General features: G+C 66.0%; 9 protein-coding genes. 2 read left to right on the top strand and 7 right to left on the bottom strand.

All coding sequences use genetic code 11. From position 1 onward, the window contains the following. The first annotated feature begins 364 nt into the window (after positions 1-364). Both ADADO0_RS08230 and ADADO0_RS08225 read left to right on the top strand, forming a co-directional pair. Complete coding sequence (locus ADADO0_RS08230) at positions 365-11,449, top strand: autotransporter outer membrane beta-barrel domain-containing protein (RefSeq protein ID WP_511304636.1); 11,085 nt, start codon at positions 365-367, stop codon at positions 11,447-11,449. Between the two features lie 393 nt (positions 11,450-11,842). Beyond that, positions 11,843-12,481: a glutathione S-transferase family protein gene (locus tag ADADO0_RS08225; RefSeq protein ID WP_511304635.1), complete on the top strand. Its 639-nt coding sequence runs from the start codon at positions 11,843-11,845 to the stop codon at positions 12,479-12,481. 209 nt (positions 12,482-12,690) lie between these two features. Here ADADO0_RS08225 and ADADO0_RS08220 read toward each other — a convergent pair whose 3' ends face one another. The 7 genes from ADADO0_RS08220 to ADADO0_RS08190 all read right to left on the bottom strand — a co-directional run bounded on the left by ADADO0_RS08220 (position 12,691) and on the right by ADADO0_RS08190 (position 16,517). After that, a complete protein-coding gene (locus ADADO0_RS08220; RefSeq protein WP_511304634.1) occupies positions 12,691-13,212 on the bottom strand; it encodes a carboxymuconolactone decarboxylase family protein in 522 nt (173 codons plus the stop codon). Next, positions 13,209-13,535, bottom strand: a complete 327-nt coding sequence (locus ADADO0_RS08215; protein ID WP_511304633.1) for a carboxymuconolactone decarboxylase family protein — start codon at positions 13,533-13,535, stop codon at positions 13,209-13,211. The genes ADADO0_RS08220 and ADADO0_RS08215 overlap by 4 nt, the downstream gene beginning before the upstream one ends. Positions 13,536-13,583: 48 nt before the next feature. Next, on the bottom strand, positions 13,584-13,814 hold the full coding sequence (locus ADADO0_RS08210) for a hypothetical protein (protein ID WP_511304632.1): 231 nt from the start codon (positions 13,812-13,814) through the stop codon (positions 13,584-13,586). A gap of 150 nt (positions 13,815-13,964) precedes the next feature. Next, a complete protein-coding gene (locus ADADO0_RS08205; RefSeq protein WP_511304631.1) occupies positions 13,965-14,762 on the bottom strand; it encodes a haloacid dehalogenase type II in 798 nt (265 codons plus the stop codon). A gap of 62 nt (positions 14,763-14,824) precedes the next feature. Then, positions 14,825-15,223 (bottom strand): YciI family protein, encoded by a 399-nt coding sequence (locus ADADO0_RS08200; RefSeq protein WP_511304630.1) that lies wholly within the window; start codon positions 15,221-15,223, stop codon positions 14,825-14,827. A gap of 116 nt (positions 15,224-15,339) precedes the next feature. Further along, on the bottom strand, positions 15,340-15,855 hold the full coding sequence (locus tag ADADO0_RS08195; RefSeq protein WP_511304629.1) for a redoxin domain-containing protein: 516 nt from the start codon (positions 15,853-15,855) through the stop codon (positions 15,340-15,342). Between the two features lie 11 nt (positions 15,856-15,866). Beyond that, positions 15,867-16,517, bottom strand: a complete 651-nt coding sequence (locus ADADO0_RS08190) for a TetR/AcrR family transcriptional regulator (RefSeq protein ID WP_511304628.1) — start codon at positions 16,515-16,517, stop codon at positions 15,867-15,869. Positions 16,518-16,730 lie beyond the last annotated feature (213 nt).

The following is a 16,730-nucleotide window of genomic DNA, read 5'->3' as shown; positions in this document are numbered from 1 at the left end:
AAAGGCAAGCGTCGCGTTCGCTGCGGCGCACTTTTGAGACTAAGAAATGAGACACTTAGCCATTGAAATTGCAGAATACGGCAAGCCTCTCAAAATTTTTGATTTGTGAAGTTTAATTGAAGTGATGGAAGCCGCGTTAAGATCTCCCTATAGCACGATCAAAGTAGCTTCTTTCGCTCGCTCGGCAGGCAGAGCCTTTGGGGGGCGATCCATAGCCAAGGTCGCAGCATCGCGGTTACGGCCAATTTTCCACATTGCACTGATCTTCCAATGGGCTAGGGTCCGTCCTACTAACGCACCCGCCGTGCAGTTACGCTCTAGCTAAGCGACCTGCCAGGACCCTGAAGCCTGACAGGAACATGCGATGAGCGCGCCGTTTCACCTTCAAGCCGCCATCCTGCGCATCGGAACGAAGCGCACGGCGGAACGCGCGGCCCGCTGGTCTCACATTCCCCTGGCGGCGGCGCTTTCCTGCACTCTGAGCGGGGCCGCGTTCGCGCAGAGCGCCACCGTCATCACCGCGCCCACCTTAGGCCCGAGCTACGGCACGATCCTCCAGATGCCGGGTTCCAACGGAGGCAACGGCGCGGATTCCGACGGCTGCGATGCGCCGACCGACGGCCACGACGGCTCGACAGGCCCAAATGCCATCATCACCGCCCCCAACAATCTGGCGGCCGGCGCGAGCTATAACGGCACCCTCGCGCTCGCCAGCAGCACCGGCGGTTCAGGCGGCGAGGGCGGCGGCGGCATCAGTTGCGGCTTTGCCGGGCGCGGCGGCGGCAATGGCGCGGTGGGCGGTACCGTTACCCTCACCGTGGAGGCCGGCGCCGGCGCCAACAGCTTCAGCGGAACCGCCGTCGTCGCCTACAGCCAGGGCGGCGCGGGCGGCCAGGGCGGGCGCACCAATTCCACCGAATACAACGGCGGCAACGGCGGCACAGGCGGAAATGGCGGCGCCGTGACCCTGAGCAATGACTCTACGGTCTCGGCGACCGGCGGCGTCACCAGCAGCAACACCATCTCCTACGGCCTGTGGGCGCAGAGCGTCGGCGGCCAGGGCGGCAACGGCGGCAATGAAGACAGCTCCGTGAGCAGCGGCAATGGCGGGCAGGCCGGCCAGGGCGGCGCGGGCGGCGGCGTCACCATCTACAACAACGCAGCCGTCTCCTCGAGCGCCGCGATCCCGATCTTCGCCCAGAGCATCGGCGGCAACGGCGGCAATGGCGGCTCGGCCGGCGGCTGGTTCGGCGGCAGCGGCGGCGGCGGCGGCTACGGCGGGAATGCCGGCGGCATCCTGGTCCAGAATTATGCCAACCTCAGCTCCGGCCAGCAGGGCGGGCACGGCATCTATGCCCAGTCGGTCGGCGGCGGCGGCGGCAATGCCGGCATCTCCGCCGGGCTGATCGCCCTGGGCGCAAGCGGCGGCCTCGCCGGCACCTCCGGCACTGTGAACGTCTTCAATACCGGCAACATCACGCTGACCAGCGCCTCGTCCGTGGGCATTTTTGCGCAGTCCATCGGCGGCGCGGGCGGCAGCGGCGGGATGGCCTTCAGCGGCGCGCCGGGCCTGAGCGTCGCCATTGGCGGCACCGGCGGCGATGGCGGCGACGGCGCCAATGTCTTCGTCTCCAACGCGGACGGCGCCGCCATCTGCACCGGCAATTCCTGTAACGGCGGCGCGGCGCCGACCTCCAGCGCGGGCGGTGCCGTGGGCATCCTCGCGCAATCGATCGGCGGCGGCGGCGGGCTGGGCGGCTTCGGCCTCTCCGGCTCCTATTCGGAGGTGGCCGGCGCAGCACTGGCGCTCGGCGGTACCGGCGGTGGCGGCGGCGCCGGCAACCTCGTGCTGGTGGCGAACACCGGTTCGATCACCACGGTGGAAGTGAATTCGGCCGGCATCCTGGCCCAGTCCATCGGCGGCGGCGGCGGCTCCGGCGGCGGTGCGGTGGCCTTCTCCATGGCCGGGGCTGCGTCTTTGGCGATGGGCGGCGGCGGTTCCGGCGGCGGCGGCGGCGTGAGCTCGTACGTCGGGGTCAACTGCAACACGTACAGCCAGGCCGCAAAAGCAAGCTATACGTGCATTCTGAGCGGCGACAATAACATGGACGCGCCGAATCTTTCAGCTTCGGTGACGATCTCCACCCAGGGGACCGGCTCCCCGGCCATTGCCGTGCAGTCCATCGGCGGCGGCGGCGGTGCGGGAGGGTATGCGGTCTCGCTGTCCGGGGCCGAGGCGGCGAGCTTCGCTGTGTCGTTCGGCGGTTCCGGCGGATCGGGCGGCGATAGCGGGGAAATCTATGGCGGCTCGAACGGCGGTGCCTTGACCACCACCGGTGCGGATTCGCCCGCTCTGCTGGCACAGTCCATCGGTGGCGGCGGCGGCAGCGGCGGCGCGAGCATCGCCGGCAGTGTTGCGGCGGGAACCTCGGTCGTTATGGGCATCGGCGGGAGTGGCGGCAGTGGCGGCTCCGCCGCCGAGGTGATCGCGGAAAATCCCGGAGGGATCATCACCACCACCGGCGCGCGTTCCTACGGCATCATCGCGCAGTCGATCGGCGGCGGCGGCGGCGCGGGCGGCTCGACCATCTCGGCCAACGCCGCAGGCGTCATATCCGCCTCCCTCACGGTGGGGGGTAAGGGCGGCTCCGGCGGCGCAGGAAACTTCGTTTACCTCTATAACGAAGACTACAGCAATTCAGGCGGCACCAGCGGCGCGATCACCACGTCGGGCTATGGCGCGAGCGCCTTGGTGGCGCAGTCGATCGGCGGCGGCGGCGGCAATGGCGGCTTCGACGTCACAGCATCAATGTCCGTGGGCGGCTCAATCGCCGTCATCGGCGGCGGCGCCGGCGGCGGCGGCAATTCCGGCAGCGCCGCCGAGGTGAGAAACTGGGGCGCACTGACCACATCGGGTGGCGGCGCCCCCGTCATCCTGGTGCAATCCATCGGCGGCGGCGGCGGCAACGGCGGCTTCTCGGTCGCGGCGGACGTGGCGATGGGTTCGGCTGCAAGCCTGTCCGTGGGCGGGACCGGCGGCGGCGGTTCCGGCGGAAGCTACGTCTACGCTTACAACTACGGCAACATCACCGCCGATGCCTCGGGCACGGGCAACGCCCCCGGCATTCTGGTGCAGTCCATCGGCGGCGGCGGCGGCAATGGCGGCTATTCAGCCGTGGGTTCGCTCACGGGTGAATATTCCGCGACCCTCGCCATCGGCGGCGGTGGCGGTGGCGGTGGCTCGGCGCAATCGGTCTTTATTACCGACCAGGCGAGCGTGACCACGTCCGGCCCGCTTTCGCCGGGGATCGTGGCGCAGTCCATGGGCGGCGGCGGCGGCAATGGCGGCTTCGCCGTCTCGGGCAGCCTCGGCGCGGACGCAAGCATCGCCGCCAGCGTCGGCGGGTCCGGCGGCTCCGGCGGGTCGTCTAGGGGTGTCGAACTCTATCAATCGGTCGGTCCTATTTCGACCTCGGGCAACCAGTCCTCGGGTATTCTCGCCCAATCCATCGGCGGCAGCGGCGGCAGCGCCGGCTGGGATTTCGCGGGCGCTCTGGGTGACGGCGCGGCCGCCTCCGTGAGCATTGGCGGCAAGGGCGGCGCTGGCGGCACGGCTGGCCCCGTGGCCGTCGAGGTGGCGTCTGGCTCCAACATCAGCACCTACGGCATGTTGTCGTCCGGCGTTATCGCCCAGTCCATCGGCGGCACCGGCGGCACCGGCGGGTTCAGCGCCGCGGCGGCCGGCTCCAATGTCATCGCCGCGAGCGTCGCGCTCGGCGGCAGCGGCGGAGATGGCGGCGTAGCGGGTCCGGTCGTCGTGCTGGTGGACGCCAATGTCAGCACCAATGGCGCGCAATCGCTCGGCATCATCGCGCAATCCATCGGCGGCAGCGGCGGCAATGGCGGCTCGGCCATGGCCGGCAGCGCGGCAACCGGCGCGGCCGGGGCGAAGGTCGCGGTGGGCGCGGCCGCCTCGGTCGGCGGTACCGGCGGCACCGGGCAGAACGCCGGCAGCGTCGCCGTCACCAGCACCCATCTCATCGTCACCAACGGCGTCGGCTCGGTCGGTCTGCTCGCCCAGTCCATCGGCGGCGGCGGCGGCAATGGCGGCTCCAGCCGCGCGTTCAGCGCCACCCAGTCGAGCGGCGATGCCAACTCCGGCTCGGCCTCTGTCGCCATCGGCGGCGATGGAGCCGTGGCGGGGTCCGGCGGCAGCGTGCTGGTGGAGATGGTCGGCGTCATCCTGACCGGCAACGTCGAGCAACCCGGTGACTTCTCCGCCGGCATCGTGGCGCAAAGCATTGGCGGCAGCGGCGGCAACGGCGGGTCAGCGGACGCCAACGCCATCGCCGGAACCATGTCGGCCTCCATCGCCGTGGGCGGAGGCGGCGGCAGCGGGGGCACCGGCGGCGACGTGGTCGTGCGCAGCAACGTGCTGGCCCGCAAGCCCGGCATCCTCACCTATGGCGCCCAGGCCTCGGCTATTTATGCCCAGTCGGTGGGAGGCGGCGGCGGCAACGGCGGCTGGTCGCAGACCAATTCCTCCAGCAACAATTACGCTGCGGGCCTTGCCATCGGCGGCTGGGGCAGCGGCGGCGGCGATGCAGGCAGCGTCTATGTGGCGAGCGGCGGCCAATTGGAGACCTTCGGGGTCAATTCCGCTGCCATCTTCGCGCAATCAGTAGGCGGCGGCGGCGGCAATGGCGGCGCCGCATCTTCGGTGGCGACGGGCACCCCGGGCGGTGAGGTCTCCGGCGGCGTGGCCTCGGTCACCGGCGGCGGCCTTGCCAGCGCCGCCAGCAAGGCAGCGGCGGACCTGAGCGCGACCGAGCCGGCCGCGAGCACCACCGCGCCCGACACCGGCGCGGCGGCCTCCCTCAGTATCGGCGGATACGGCGGCCAGGGTGGGACCGGCGGAACCGTCGTCGTCAACAGCAACTCGCTCATCTATACCTTCGGCAACCTCTCCGGCGGCATCTTCGCCCAGTCGGTCGGCGGCGGCGGCGGCAATGGCGGCTCAAGCTCGGCAAATGCCAACGGCGGCAAATATGCCGGCGCCATCAGCCTAGGCGGCGGCGGTGCCACGGGCGGCACGGGCGGCGGCGTGACCGTCACCAATTCCAATTCGATCTACACCTTCGGCATGCAGTCGGGCGGCGTGTTCGCGCAATCGGTCGGCGGCGGCGGCGGCAATGGCGGTGCGGCGTCCAGCCCCGCCACGGGCGGCACGGCGGCGCTCTCCTTCGGGCTCGGCGGCACCGGCGCGGGCGGCGGCACCGCAGGCGTGGTCGCCATCATTAATCGCGGTGACATCTCCACCTCGGGCGAAAATTCCGTCGGCCTGTTCGCTCAGTCGGTCGGCGGTGGCGGCGGCAATGGCGGCACCAGCCTGAGTTCGGCAGTCGCGACCGATCCCACCCCCACCGCATCCGCCGGCAGCAGCGCCAACACGGGCACCATCTCCGGCACCGCGTCCGGCAGCACCAGCAATTCCTCCTCGGCCGGCAACACCAGTTCCGGGAGCAAGGGCACGCAGTCGGCGGCCGATGGCGGCACGGCGCTCGCGATGAGCATCGGCGGCGCGGGCGGAAGCGGCGGCGCGGGTGGCGCGGTCTCCATTCTCAATACGCGCAGCATCACCACCGGCGAGGGCTCGGCCCCGACCCCGCCAGTACCGCCGCAGCCGGAGGACGAAGTCGAGCCGGAAGACAGCGCTGAGGTCTCGACCGTCTCCGTCTCGGCGCCCACAGTCACCCCAGCAGCGACCTCCGCCGGAAACTCTGGGGCGATCTTCGCCCAGTCGGTGGGCGGCGGCGGCGGCTCGGGCGGCTCCAGCACCACCAATTCCAGCGGCAGCAAGAGCAGCGTCGCTCTCTCCCTCGGCGGCAGCGGAAGCGGCGCCGGCGTTGGCGGCATCGTCAGCGTCGAGACGGTGGGTTCACTCGTCACCTTCGGGCCGAGTTCATCCGCCGTGTTCGCCCAGTCGGTGGGCGGCGGCGGCGGCTCGGGCGGGTCTTCCTCCACCACCTCGGGCGGCGGCGGCTCCACCTCCATCGCCCTGGGTCTTGGCGGCTCGGGCGCGGGCGGCGGCGAAGGCGGCACGGTGGACGTGCGGGTGCTCTCCGGCACCGCCATGGTGACGCTCGGCGACGGCTCCTACGGCATCTTCGCCCAATCGGTGGGCGGGGGCGGCGGCTCCGGCGGGGCGTTCAGCGCGGCGGCGACCGCCGCCAGCACCAGCGACACCGGCAGCGGCAGCGCCTCGGGCTCATCCTCCGGCACCTCATCGTCCAGCACCAACGGCGTCGCCATCGCGGCGGGCCTGGGCGGCAGCGGCGGGGCCGGCGGGGCGGGCGGCGCGGTGAGCGTCTTCTCCGACAATGCGATCCAGACCCTGGGCGCCGGCGCGGCCGGCATCTATGCGCAATCGGTGGGCGGTGGCGGCGGCAGCGCCGGCTCCAGCACCACCAACGCCAACAGCGGGACCTATGCCCTGAGCTTCGGCCTCGGCGGTTCCGGCGGCGTGGGCGGGATCGGCGGCACCGTGGCGGTCAGCGACACCCGCACCATCGAGACGCGCGGCGTGCTGGCCTATGGCATCCTCGCCCAATCCATCGGTGGTGGCGGCGGCGCGGCGGGGTCTTCCAGTTCGACCTCGGCGGGAGGTAGCACAGCCTCCATCGACATGGCCATGGGCGGCACGGGCGGCAGCGGCCAGGTCGGCGGCACAGTCACAGTGACCCTGACCGGAGCGATCGCCACGCAGGGCGCCGGCGCCACCGGCGTCCTCGCCCAATCCATCGGCGGCGGCGGCGGCGCGGGCGGCTCCAGCCTCGGTTCCGCCTCGCAGGGGGATGTCTCCGCCTCCTTCGGCCTCGGCGGCAGCGGCGGCACGGGCGGCAACAGCGCCCTGGTGAGCGTGAGCAGCTCAGACTCCATCTACACCACCGGCGCCAATGCCGGGGCGATCGTCGCGCAATCCATCGGCGGCGGCGGCGGCATGGGTGGCTCGTCCACCACCAGCGCCGGCGACAGCGGCAAGATCAACGCCAGCTTCGCGCTCGGCGGGTCCGGCGGCAGCGGCGGTGCGGGCGCCGAGGTCATCGTCACGACGCTCGCGCCGGCCTATCTGCCCTATCTGCCGCTGATCTCCACCACCGGTGCCAATGCAAACGGCATCTTCGCCCAGTCTGTGGGCGGTGGCGGCGGCGCCGGCGGCGCATCCAATTCCAGCACCAGCGGCACCAACGGGAATGCCGTCACTTTTGCGCTTGGCGGAGCGGGCGCGGGCGGCGGCATCGGCGGCATCGTCACCGTCAGCGGCGGAGCGGGCGCGATTTCCACCACCGGCGCCAATGCCTCGGGCATCTTTGCGCAATCGGTGGGCGGCGGCGGCGGCTCTGGCGGCGCCGCGTCCAGCAGCGCCACCAATACCGGCGACTTCACCGTCGCCCTCGGGCTCGGCGGTTCGGGCGGCGCCGGTGGTGTCGGCGGCGTGGTCACGGTGAATGCGGACGAGGACCAGATCGTCACCACGGGGCATCTCTCTTACGGCATCTTCGCCCAATCCATCGGCGGCGGCGGCGGCACGGCGGGCTCGTCCAGCAGCGCCTCTTCCGGGGGCAGCGATGCCTCGGTCTCCATGAGCCTCGGCGGCTCCGGCGGCAGCGGCCAGACCGGCGGCACGGTCAGCGTGACCTCCAGCGCCCTGGTCGCGACGTCCGGGCATGCGGCCAACGGCATTTTCGTCCAGTCCGTCGGCGGCGGCGGCGGCGCGGGCGGCGCCAGCACCTCCACCGCCACGGGCGGCGATGTCTCCACCGCGCTGAGCCTCGGCGGTTCGGGCGGTTCGGGCGGCAACGGCAACGCTGTCGCCCTCGTCAACAACGGCGGCGTCTCCACGCAGGGATCGGGCGCGGCGGCGCTGATGGTCCAGTCGATCGGCGGCGGCGGCGGCTTCGGCGGCGCGGTGAATTCCAGCAGCGGCGGCAGCGGCAACACCTCGACCCAGTTCGCGCTCGGCGGATCGGGCGCCGGGGGCGGGGAGGGCGGAAACGTCACTGTCAACAGCGGCACCTCCGCCTCCGTCGCGCTCTATACCAGTGGCGCGAACGCGGCCGGCATCTTCGCCCAGTCCATTGGCGGCGGCGGCGGCGCGGGGGGATCGAGCAACACCAGTTCCAGCGGCACGCCCAATGTCAGCGTCGGCTTCGCGCTGGGCGGTTCGGGCGGTGGCGGCGGCGGGGCGGGCGTTGTCGCTGTGACCACCGGCGCGGGCTCCATCGTCACCAGCGGGCTGAACGCCACGGGCATCTTCGCCCAGTCGGTCGGCGGCGGCGGCGGCAGCGGCGGCAGCATCGACACGCTGACATCCTCCACCGCGACCTATGCCGCAAATTTTGCCCTGGGCGGCAGTGGCGGCACCGGCGGGACTGGCAGCAGCGCCACCGTGACCAACGGTTCGGCGATCCTGACCAGCGGCGCCCTGGCGCACGGCATCTTCGTGCAATCCCTCGGCGGCGGCGGCGGCAGCGCCGGGGCCGCGGCGTCCTCTACCGCAACCAGTGGCAGCGTCTCGCTGGGCATCGCCATCGGCGGCAGCGGCGGCTCGGGCCAGAGCGCCGGGCAGGTGGTGGTGGAGAACAACGGGGCCATCACCACCACCGGCATTCTCGCCATGGCCATCGCCGCCCAGTCGGTCGGCGGCGGCGGCGGCATGGGCGGCTTCGCCATCGTCGATGGCGGTACGCCCGGCGTCAGCATGAGCGCGGGCGCGGCACTGGGCGGAACCGGCGGCAGCGGAAGCTCCGGCGAAAGCGTCTCCGTCACCAGCACCCAGGCCATCGTCACGCAGGGCTATCTCTCCACCGCCGTGCTCGCGCAGAGCATCGGCGGCGGCGGCGGCATCGCCGGTGTCGGCACCTCGGGCAATTCCACCGTTGTGGACGGCCTGATCTCGCTGGGCGGCACCGGTGGCGGCGGTGGCAACGGCGGTGCCGTCACCACCATTCTGTCCGGCAGCATCAGCACCAATGCCGCCTTGTCGGTCGGCATCCTCGCGCAGTCGATCGGCGGCGGCGGCGGGTTCAGCGCCATCTTCGCCAACGAACTGGGCCTGGGCGGCGGGTCGTGCGGCTCCGGCGGCACGGTTAACGTGCAGAGTTCCGCTGCGATCTCGACCACCCACTCGGCGGCGGTGGGCATTCTCGCCCAGAGCGTGGGCGGCGGCGGCGGCCTCGGCTTCGCGGTTGAAAAAGCCTATCTCGGCGGTGCGAGCGGTACCTCCGACGGCGGGACGGTGACGATCACCAGCAACGGCAATATCTCCACCTCCGGCGGCGGCGCGCCCGCGATCATCGCCCAGAGCGTGGGCGGTGGCGGCGGCATCTCGCTGTCGAACGGTGGGGACGTTGCGGCGTTCATGAGCGCCGGCTCCGGCAACGGCGGCAACGTCACCGTCACGGTGAACGCGGCGATCAAGACCACCGGGGCCGATGCGGACGGCGTGATTGCCCAGAGCGTGGGCGGTGGCGGCGGCATGGTTCTCACCGGCAACGGCATGGAGCTTTACGCCGCCAAGGGCAGCGGCTCGGCAGGGCTCGTCACGGTGAACGCAAATGCCTCGATCACCGTCTCCGGCAGCGGCTCCAGGGGCATCCTGGCGCAGAGCACCACCGACCCCATCATCAATGTCGGCACCGGCGTCGCCATCACCGGCGGTGTCGGCGGCGTCGCCATCGAGAGCGACGGACCGGAGAACGTCATCAACAATGCCGGCATCCTCTCCACCTTCGACGGCGCGGAGGGCCTTGCCATCCGGGTCACGAGCGGCGTCGGTACAGTGAACAATTCCGGGCAGATCCTGGGAAATCTCGCCCTGGTGGTAGGGGCCGACAATCTGGTCCACAACCTTGCCTCCGGCACCATCCTCGCCGGCTCATCGCTTGATCTCGGCGGCACCGGCCGGCTCCAGAACGACGGCCTGCTGCGCAGTGGTGCCGCCAACCCCGGCACCACGTTGATCGACGGCGCGTTGCTCCAGAGCGGCTCGGGCGTCATCCAAGTGCGGTTCGACCAGGGATCGGGCACCTCAGATGTGTTCCACATCACCGGCACGGCTGCGCTGTCCGGCGCCATCAATCCGGTGCCGTTCAACCCTGGCCTGATCATGCCGGGGCAGATCACCAACACCTTCATCGTCGCCGACGGCGGGATCACCACCTCCGGCCTCTCCATCCTCGGGCAGACCGCGATCCTGAGCTATGCGCTCTCCGGCGTCGGAGACAGCCTGACGCTCTCAACCACGGTCAATTTCACCCCGGCTGGCCTGTCGCCGCGCGACATGCGGATCGGCGCGCTGATCGGCGCGATCCAGACCGCGGGCAGTTCGTCCCTGTTCCAGGTCATCGTGCCGGCGCTCATCGCCATGCCGAGCGTCGTCAGCCTTAGCCAGGGCTATGAGACCGTGGCGGGCGGAGCGGCCTCGCTGGTGCCGCAGGCGACGCTGGGCGCCGCCGCCTTCGCCATCAATGCGGTGACAGGGCAGCTGGACCATTTCCGCACCGGCACGACCCTCGCCGCGCCGCAGGACGGCAATGCCGCTCCCGCTGCCGACAGCGGTTTCGCCAAGAGCGTATGGGCAACCCCTATGGGCAGTGCCACCAGCGGCGGCGGGATATCCGGCCAGACCTTCGGCGGCACCATCGGCATCGATGCCGAACTGCCCAACCTGCCGCTACTTCTGGGCGGCGCGGTGAATTATTCTGACACCAGCCTTTCCGCCGCGAACTTCGGCGCCAGCACATCGACCAGCTACGGCGGCGCGAGCCTGTATGGCCTCTACCGCAGCGGCTCGGCCTATGTCTCGGCCATCGCGACGCTGGGCTATGGCTCATCGAACCTGGACCGGAACCTGTACGGCCTCGGCATCAACCTTTCGACCTCGTCCGGCTTCGACAGCACGGTTCTGGGCGGGCGGATCGAGGCCGGCTACGCCTTCGCCATCCCCGGCACCCATGCCAGCATCACGCCCTTCGTGGCATTCCAGCCGATGCAGCTCTGGCAGGGCACTGCGAGCGAAAGCTTCGGCGCCCTCGGGTCCGGCCTGACCTATGACGCCACGACCATCACGGCCCTGCCGACCTATGTCGGCATCCAGTTGGACGGGATATGGACCGCGCCCGGCGGCGTGGGCCTTGCCCCGTTCCTGCGGCTCGCCTGGATGCACGACTTCAGCCCCAGCCGCGACGTGCCGCGCAGCTTCGCCGAACTGCCGGGCCTGAGCTTCAGCGGCAACGCGCTGCCGACCGTGACGGACGCCGCCGACATCCATGCCGGGCTGCAGTTCAAGACCGGCCCCAACATGAGCTTCTACGCGGCATTGGATGCCCAAGTCGCGTCAAGCTACAGCACGATTGGTGCGAGCGGGACACTGCGCATTAGCTGGTGAGGGTGGAATGAACCGGCCAACGCTAAGCTCAGAGGCGGTGGCATTCAGACGACTTTATTGTCTGCGCCGTCGTCCCTGCAAATGAGATGATCGCGATTGACCGGTTGATGCGGTCCAGCGCGGTTGTCCAGGCGCGGAAGCAGGCAAGCTGCGTTCAGCACGAGGCGACCCTCTACGCAGTTCTACGCGAGAAATGGCCGGCGCCGGACCGCGAGACGAACCTGCGCCTGGTCGCGATGATGGCAATCGGCGCACTGCGCCTTTCAACCGGCGCGCTATCTCTGGTATGTTTCAAGCCAGAGACGCCTATGACGTGTCGGTTAAATAAAACGGCGCACTTAATGAGCGCTGGAGAGACCCCGGCTTAGTTGCATGGGGCGGAGGGAGAGGTTGATGCTTAAATTCTACTACGCCAACGGTGCCTGCTCCATGGGCTCGCATATCGGCCTCGAAGAGACGGGCATTCCCTACGAGGCGCACCGCATCGCTCTCGACAAGAAGGAGAATATCTCGCCCGAATATCTCGCTATCAACAGGCGCGGCAAGGTTCCGGCGCTGGTTGTGGGCGACCGGGTGATCACCGAGAACGTGGCGATCCTGACCTATCTCGCGCGGGTCTATCCGCAGTCCAGGCTGATGCCAGAGGATCCAATCGACGCCGCGCACTGCATCGAGACCGTGGCGTGGCTTTCCAATGGCGTTCACCCGCACTGGACGCGCTACCGTCGTGCGGAACGCTTCTCGGAAGATCCGGCTGCGCTTCCCTCTATCAAGGAAATGGGGCTGAAGACCTTCTGGAAGGCTCTTCAGGAGATTGACGCCATGCTGGAGGGGCGGAAATGGATGGCTGGCGACAGCTACACCATCTGCGACCCCTATGCGCTCGTTTTCCTCGGCTGGGGCAAGGGCGGCGAATTGCCGATCGGCACCCTGCCCAATGCCTCGCGCTGGATCCGGGAGATGCTAGACCGGCCGGCGGTGCGCCGGGTTCTGGAGAAGGAAGGCAACACCCTTCTCCCGCTCGCCGCCTGAGGATCGATTTCTCACTGTGGCAATAACTTCTGTCATGGCCGGGACGAACCCGGCCATTCAGGGGGCCTTTCAGTGGCTAGAAAAATGGCTCTGGCTCGTATCGATGGGGTTCGCCTCAAAGGGGGAATGGGCTCAGGAAAATCTCGAGAGCCCCCCGCTCAAGCCTCAGCGATCCGCCTTCTAATAGCCGCCCGCTAACAAGACAAATATTAACGCAGCGATCTCATAAATCGTTGCATTCCGTAATGAATAACTATGAACGAGCCGAGCTCCATGATCTGCGCCTCTGTCCAATGGATCTTCATTGAGTCATAAAAGGCTTTGTCAATCTGGTTTGCGTCCAAGTACATCAAGTCGGCGAAGCGAAGCGCGAATTTCTCAGCCTCAGTGAAGCACGTCGTATCATCCTCGTATTCGTAGCAGCCTTGATTGATGCGCGCTTCAGTCAGTCCGCGTTCTTGTGCCGCGCGGGATCGCAAAGACGCGAAATACGTATCGTCCGCAAAACGCGCAAGCAGAATGCGAATGATCTCCTTCAAACGATGGTCGACGCTTCCCTGCGTATGACTCATCAACATCGCCCTCAGGATCGGCTTGCCTTGCTCCGGCGCGCGCGCGAGCACGCCGATGAACACATCGTCCGGAACTCCTAAGTCTCGGGCTTGCGCGATCAAGTCGAGCATTTCGGGGTCGGTCACGGTGTCGAGCGGTAAGGGAGAAATCTGTGTCACTTTGCGGACCTCGCACTTAAGGAGGACGCGCCTGTTCCGTAGAGTTCCTCGGACTCCTCTTGCGTCAGCAGGCGGCCGTCGGGTGAGAACAACGGATAGAATTTGAGCGTGCCGAAGAATGTGTGGAAGCCCAGATTCATACCGATGAACAGGCCGAGTTCGACAATCTCCTCCTCGCTGTAATATTTGCGCAGCGCGTCGAAGAATGTGTCATCCACAGCGTCCGGATTGACGCTCATCAGGTCGCTATAGCGCAGCGCGAGCTTCTCAGCTTCGGTATATCGGTCGCTCGTGGCGTAGCTATCGATGCCCTCGTCAAGCAATTCCTCAGAAAGTCCCTGTCGCTTCGCCGAAGCAGACCGAACATTCCCTCAATAGGTGCAAGATACCGCCCGCGACAGTTGAACCCGAATGACTTCTTTTAGCTTGTGCGGGATGCGCCCCTTGTTAAAAACACCATCCCAAGCCACGAACATCGCCTCGCACAGATCGAGATTGTGCCCCATGATCGCGTGGAAGCCGGGATCAGGCGCCCGGTGCAAGAGACACTTGTCGATATATGGAGCGAGCTTTGTCTTCCGCAGCGCCTCGATGTCGAGCATTGTAATATTCGGCATTTGTATGCCTCCTTTCCCATTTTATATGAAAATATCAAGCCGTGCTTGGTCGACATTTCTAATTTCTGATAAATCCGTTCGCGTCTATTCTATTTAGAAATGTCGTTGCTTCCATTGCGAAATTTTGCCTCCGCCTCACTTTGATATACTATACACGCCTGATTGATCAATTGCAGATATAGAGTCGCGGTTCTGAGATATGATTGAAGGCAGGCTTGCGAGACCTGCAAGAGAAGAGATCACGAAGTCGGGCTTGCAACCGAGGTTTTCTTGCTGCATGCGAAGCGCATTGAACATTTCCATCGGCGAAACCTCTGCGCGCCCGTCAACAATTTTGAGCGGTTCGTCCGTTTGGGTGCGCTTGATTTGCGCCACACGGAACCCAAAATGCTTCGCGCCGCACGCATCGAAGCCGTTCGACGAAACAAATATTATTTCATTCGGCGAAAGACCCAAATGCTCTTCGACCAGTTCATAGGCGCGCGGGTCTGGCTTATATACCTTCTTAGAGTCCACACTGATGACCACATCTATGTAGCGAGCCAGGGTGGATTTCCCGACCAACGCGTTAAGCATCTGCGGGCTTCCATTAGACAAAATCGCTATTTTATATTCTCCGAGTGCGTCCAAAGCGCCACCAGCGTCCGGGTATGGGATCAACCTATTGTAAGATTCGACGATTTTATCGATCGTTTTATCGTCTGACTTTTGACCCAATACATCGAGTGTGTAAGTGAGAGAGTGTCGCGTAATAGATTCGAAATTCTGATAATCCCGCATCATTGATCGCAACCAGCTATACTCCAATTGCTTGAGTCGCCAGATCTGGCTTATGAGTGCGCCGCGTCCGGGGAATGCAGCTTCGGCAGAGCCTATGACAGACTGCACGTCATAAAGAGTTCCGTAAGCATCGAAGACGAATGCCTTAATCATGGTCTATTCCTTGAAAAGATCACTCTTCGGGAATACGCACAGTTGGTAAGGCCAGCCAGATTTTAGTCGAGCGCAAAGCGGCCAGATGAAAAGTCGAGCTTCACCGTAAGTGTGCCTTCATTCACCAGCCAGGGGCGCACCCGATAGCTGCGCGCGCCACACGCGTGCATAGGGTCGGCAGCCGCGATAGCGTCGGCTTCGGATAGCGACGATGCTCGCACCACCACCATGCCCTCGCCCTCCCACCGCTGCTCGTCGTCTGACCAATGGGGACCGGCCGCGAACATGAGGCCTGCCTTCTCCAAATGCCGCTGGTAGTCGAGGTGGCTCTGGAGAGCGGCCATTACGGGGCCCATCCCATTGGTGGGCGTCGTGAATACCACATAAAGCTGCTTCGCCAAGAAGCCGCTCTCTCTACTGATGTTTTCGACCTCTTGTGCAGTCACGCTGTCGCTACTCATTATTTTCCCCCTAATTGGGCTTCTAATTTGGCTTTCCGCAGCGATTACACTCGCTTTAGCGGCCCGATGGATGCATAATTCTCTATATTCCGATAGCATCCCCTTGACCTTATTGTTCAGGCCATGGTGCCGCGTACCGGATAGTTCCGTTCCTGGATGATTTTTATTCCATTGAGGATGCCAGTGAGATCAGGCCGAGCAAATGGCGCGTTGGATATTTCGATGATGTGCGCCTTGCCGTCCGGATCAACCACGAACAATCCAGGTTCGGCGAACGGGCGGTCGGTCTCCTGCGGCGAGCGCGGCTCTGAGACATAAAGCCCAAGCGCCCGCATCTGATTGAGCGTGAGGCCGTAGCCTACCGGAAAGCGCCAGCGCTGCTCGGCAACATCCGCTTCGGCCTTCTCCTTCGTATCAGCCGAAACAGCGAGTATGGAAACGCCTAGAGCTTTGAATTCGTCAGACATACTGTCGAGCGTCTGGAAGTACCTCTTGCAAAGCGGGCAATGCTTGCCGCGATAGACGACCAGCATGCGCCAGCCCGACATCTCTGCCGCATCAGCCTGACCGCCGGACACGAGGGATAACGGAATACTCGGAAACATTTGGCCGGAATCGAGCTTCATCGTCATAGCGACTTCCCTTAATTGAACATTCCTTGATTCATTGAGGTTTTGATGACGACATCGCCTTGGTAGACGACCGTGTCACCTAGCGTTAAGGGAGCCAGCGCTGCTGTGGCGATGCCGGTGAGCTGCTCTTGAAGCAGCTTGGTGCGCGCCAGAACGCGAATTCCAAGCAGGACAGCCATCAAATGATCGGCAGCCTGTACGCAATCAACATCCGGCGGAATGGCTCCAGAAGAACGGGCAGCAACGAGGCTGCGCTCGAAGAACGCACGGACCTGATCGAGGTGAGCGCGGACAATTTCGCTTATTTTGGCGTCGTGCGGTGCGACCTCGACCGCTGTGTTAACAAGAAGGCATCCGCGCTGTTGTATATCCCGCGTGGAATTTTCAATGACCTCGGCGAGGAACGCGCCGGCGCGGGCGCGAGCCGGAAGCGCTGCCTCGAGCCGAGCGATACGATCACAAGTGAAGGTCCGAAAATAAAGCTCCAGCGCTTGTGTAAATAGGCTGCGCTTGTGACCAAACGCGGCATAAAGGCTAGGCCCACTAATGCCCATGCGGTCCGTCAGGTCTCGCATAGACGTCGCCTCATACCCCTGCTCCCAGAAACACATGACGGCGGCTTGCAGGGCCTGGCTCGTGTCGAATTCTCTCGGCCTAGCCACGTTTCATCCCACCCATGTTTGCATCCCCCCGCAGCCGGGCATTTATGCACACATTATGTATCGCGCGATACAGAATAATTCCAGCCACTCGTTCGCCCTCTGAGCCCGGTATCGGCCCGGACGGCAAGAGCCAGCTCGCATGGTTCGCACTACCGTTTCCAACAGGAAGGTGGCCAAGCATGAACAAGACACCTAGCGCATACCCTAACGACG

The organism is Aquabacter sp. (assembly GCF_965279295.1).
Classification (GTDB): Bacteria; Pseudomonadota; Alphaproteobacteria; order Rhizobiales; family Xanthobacteraceae; genus Aquabacter.
This window is presented reverse-complemented; position numbering and strand designations above follow the sequence as displayed.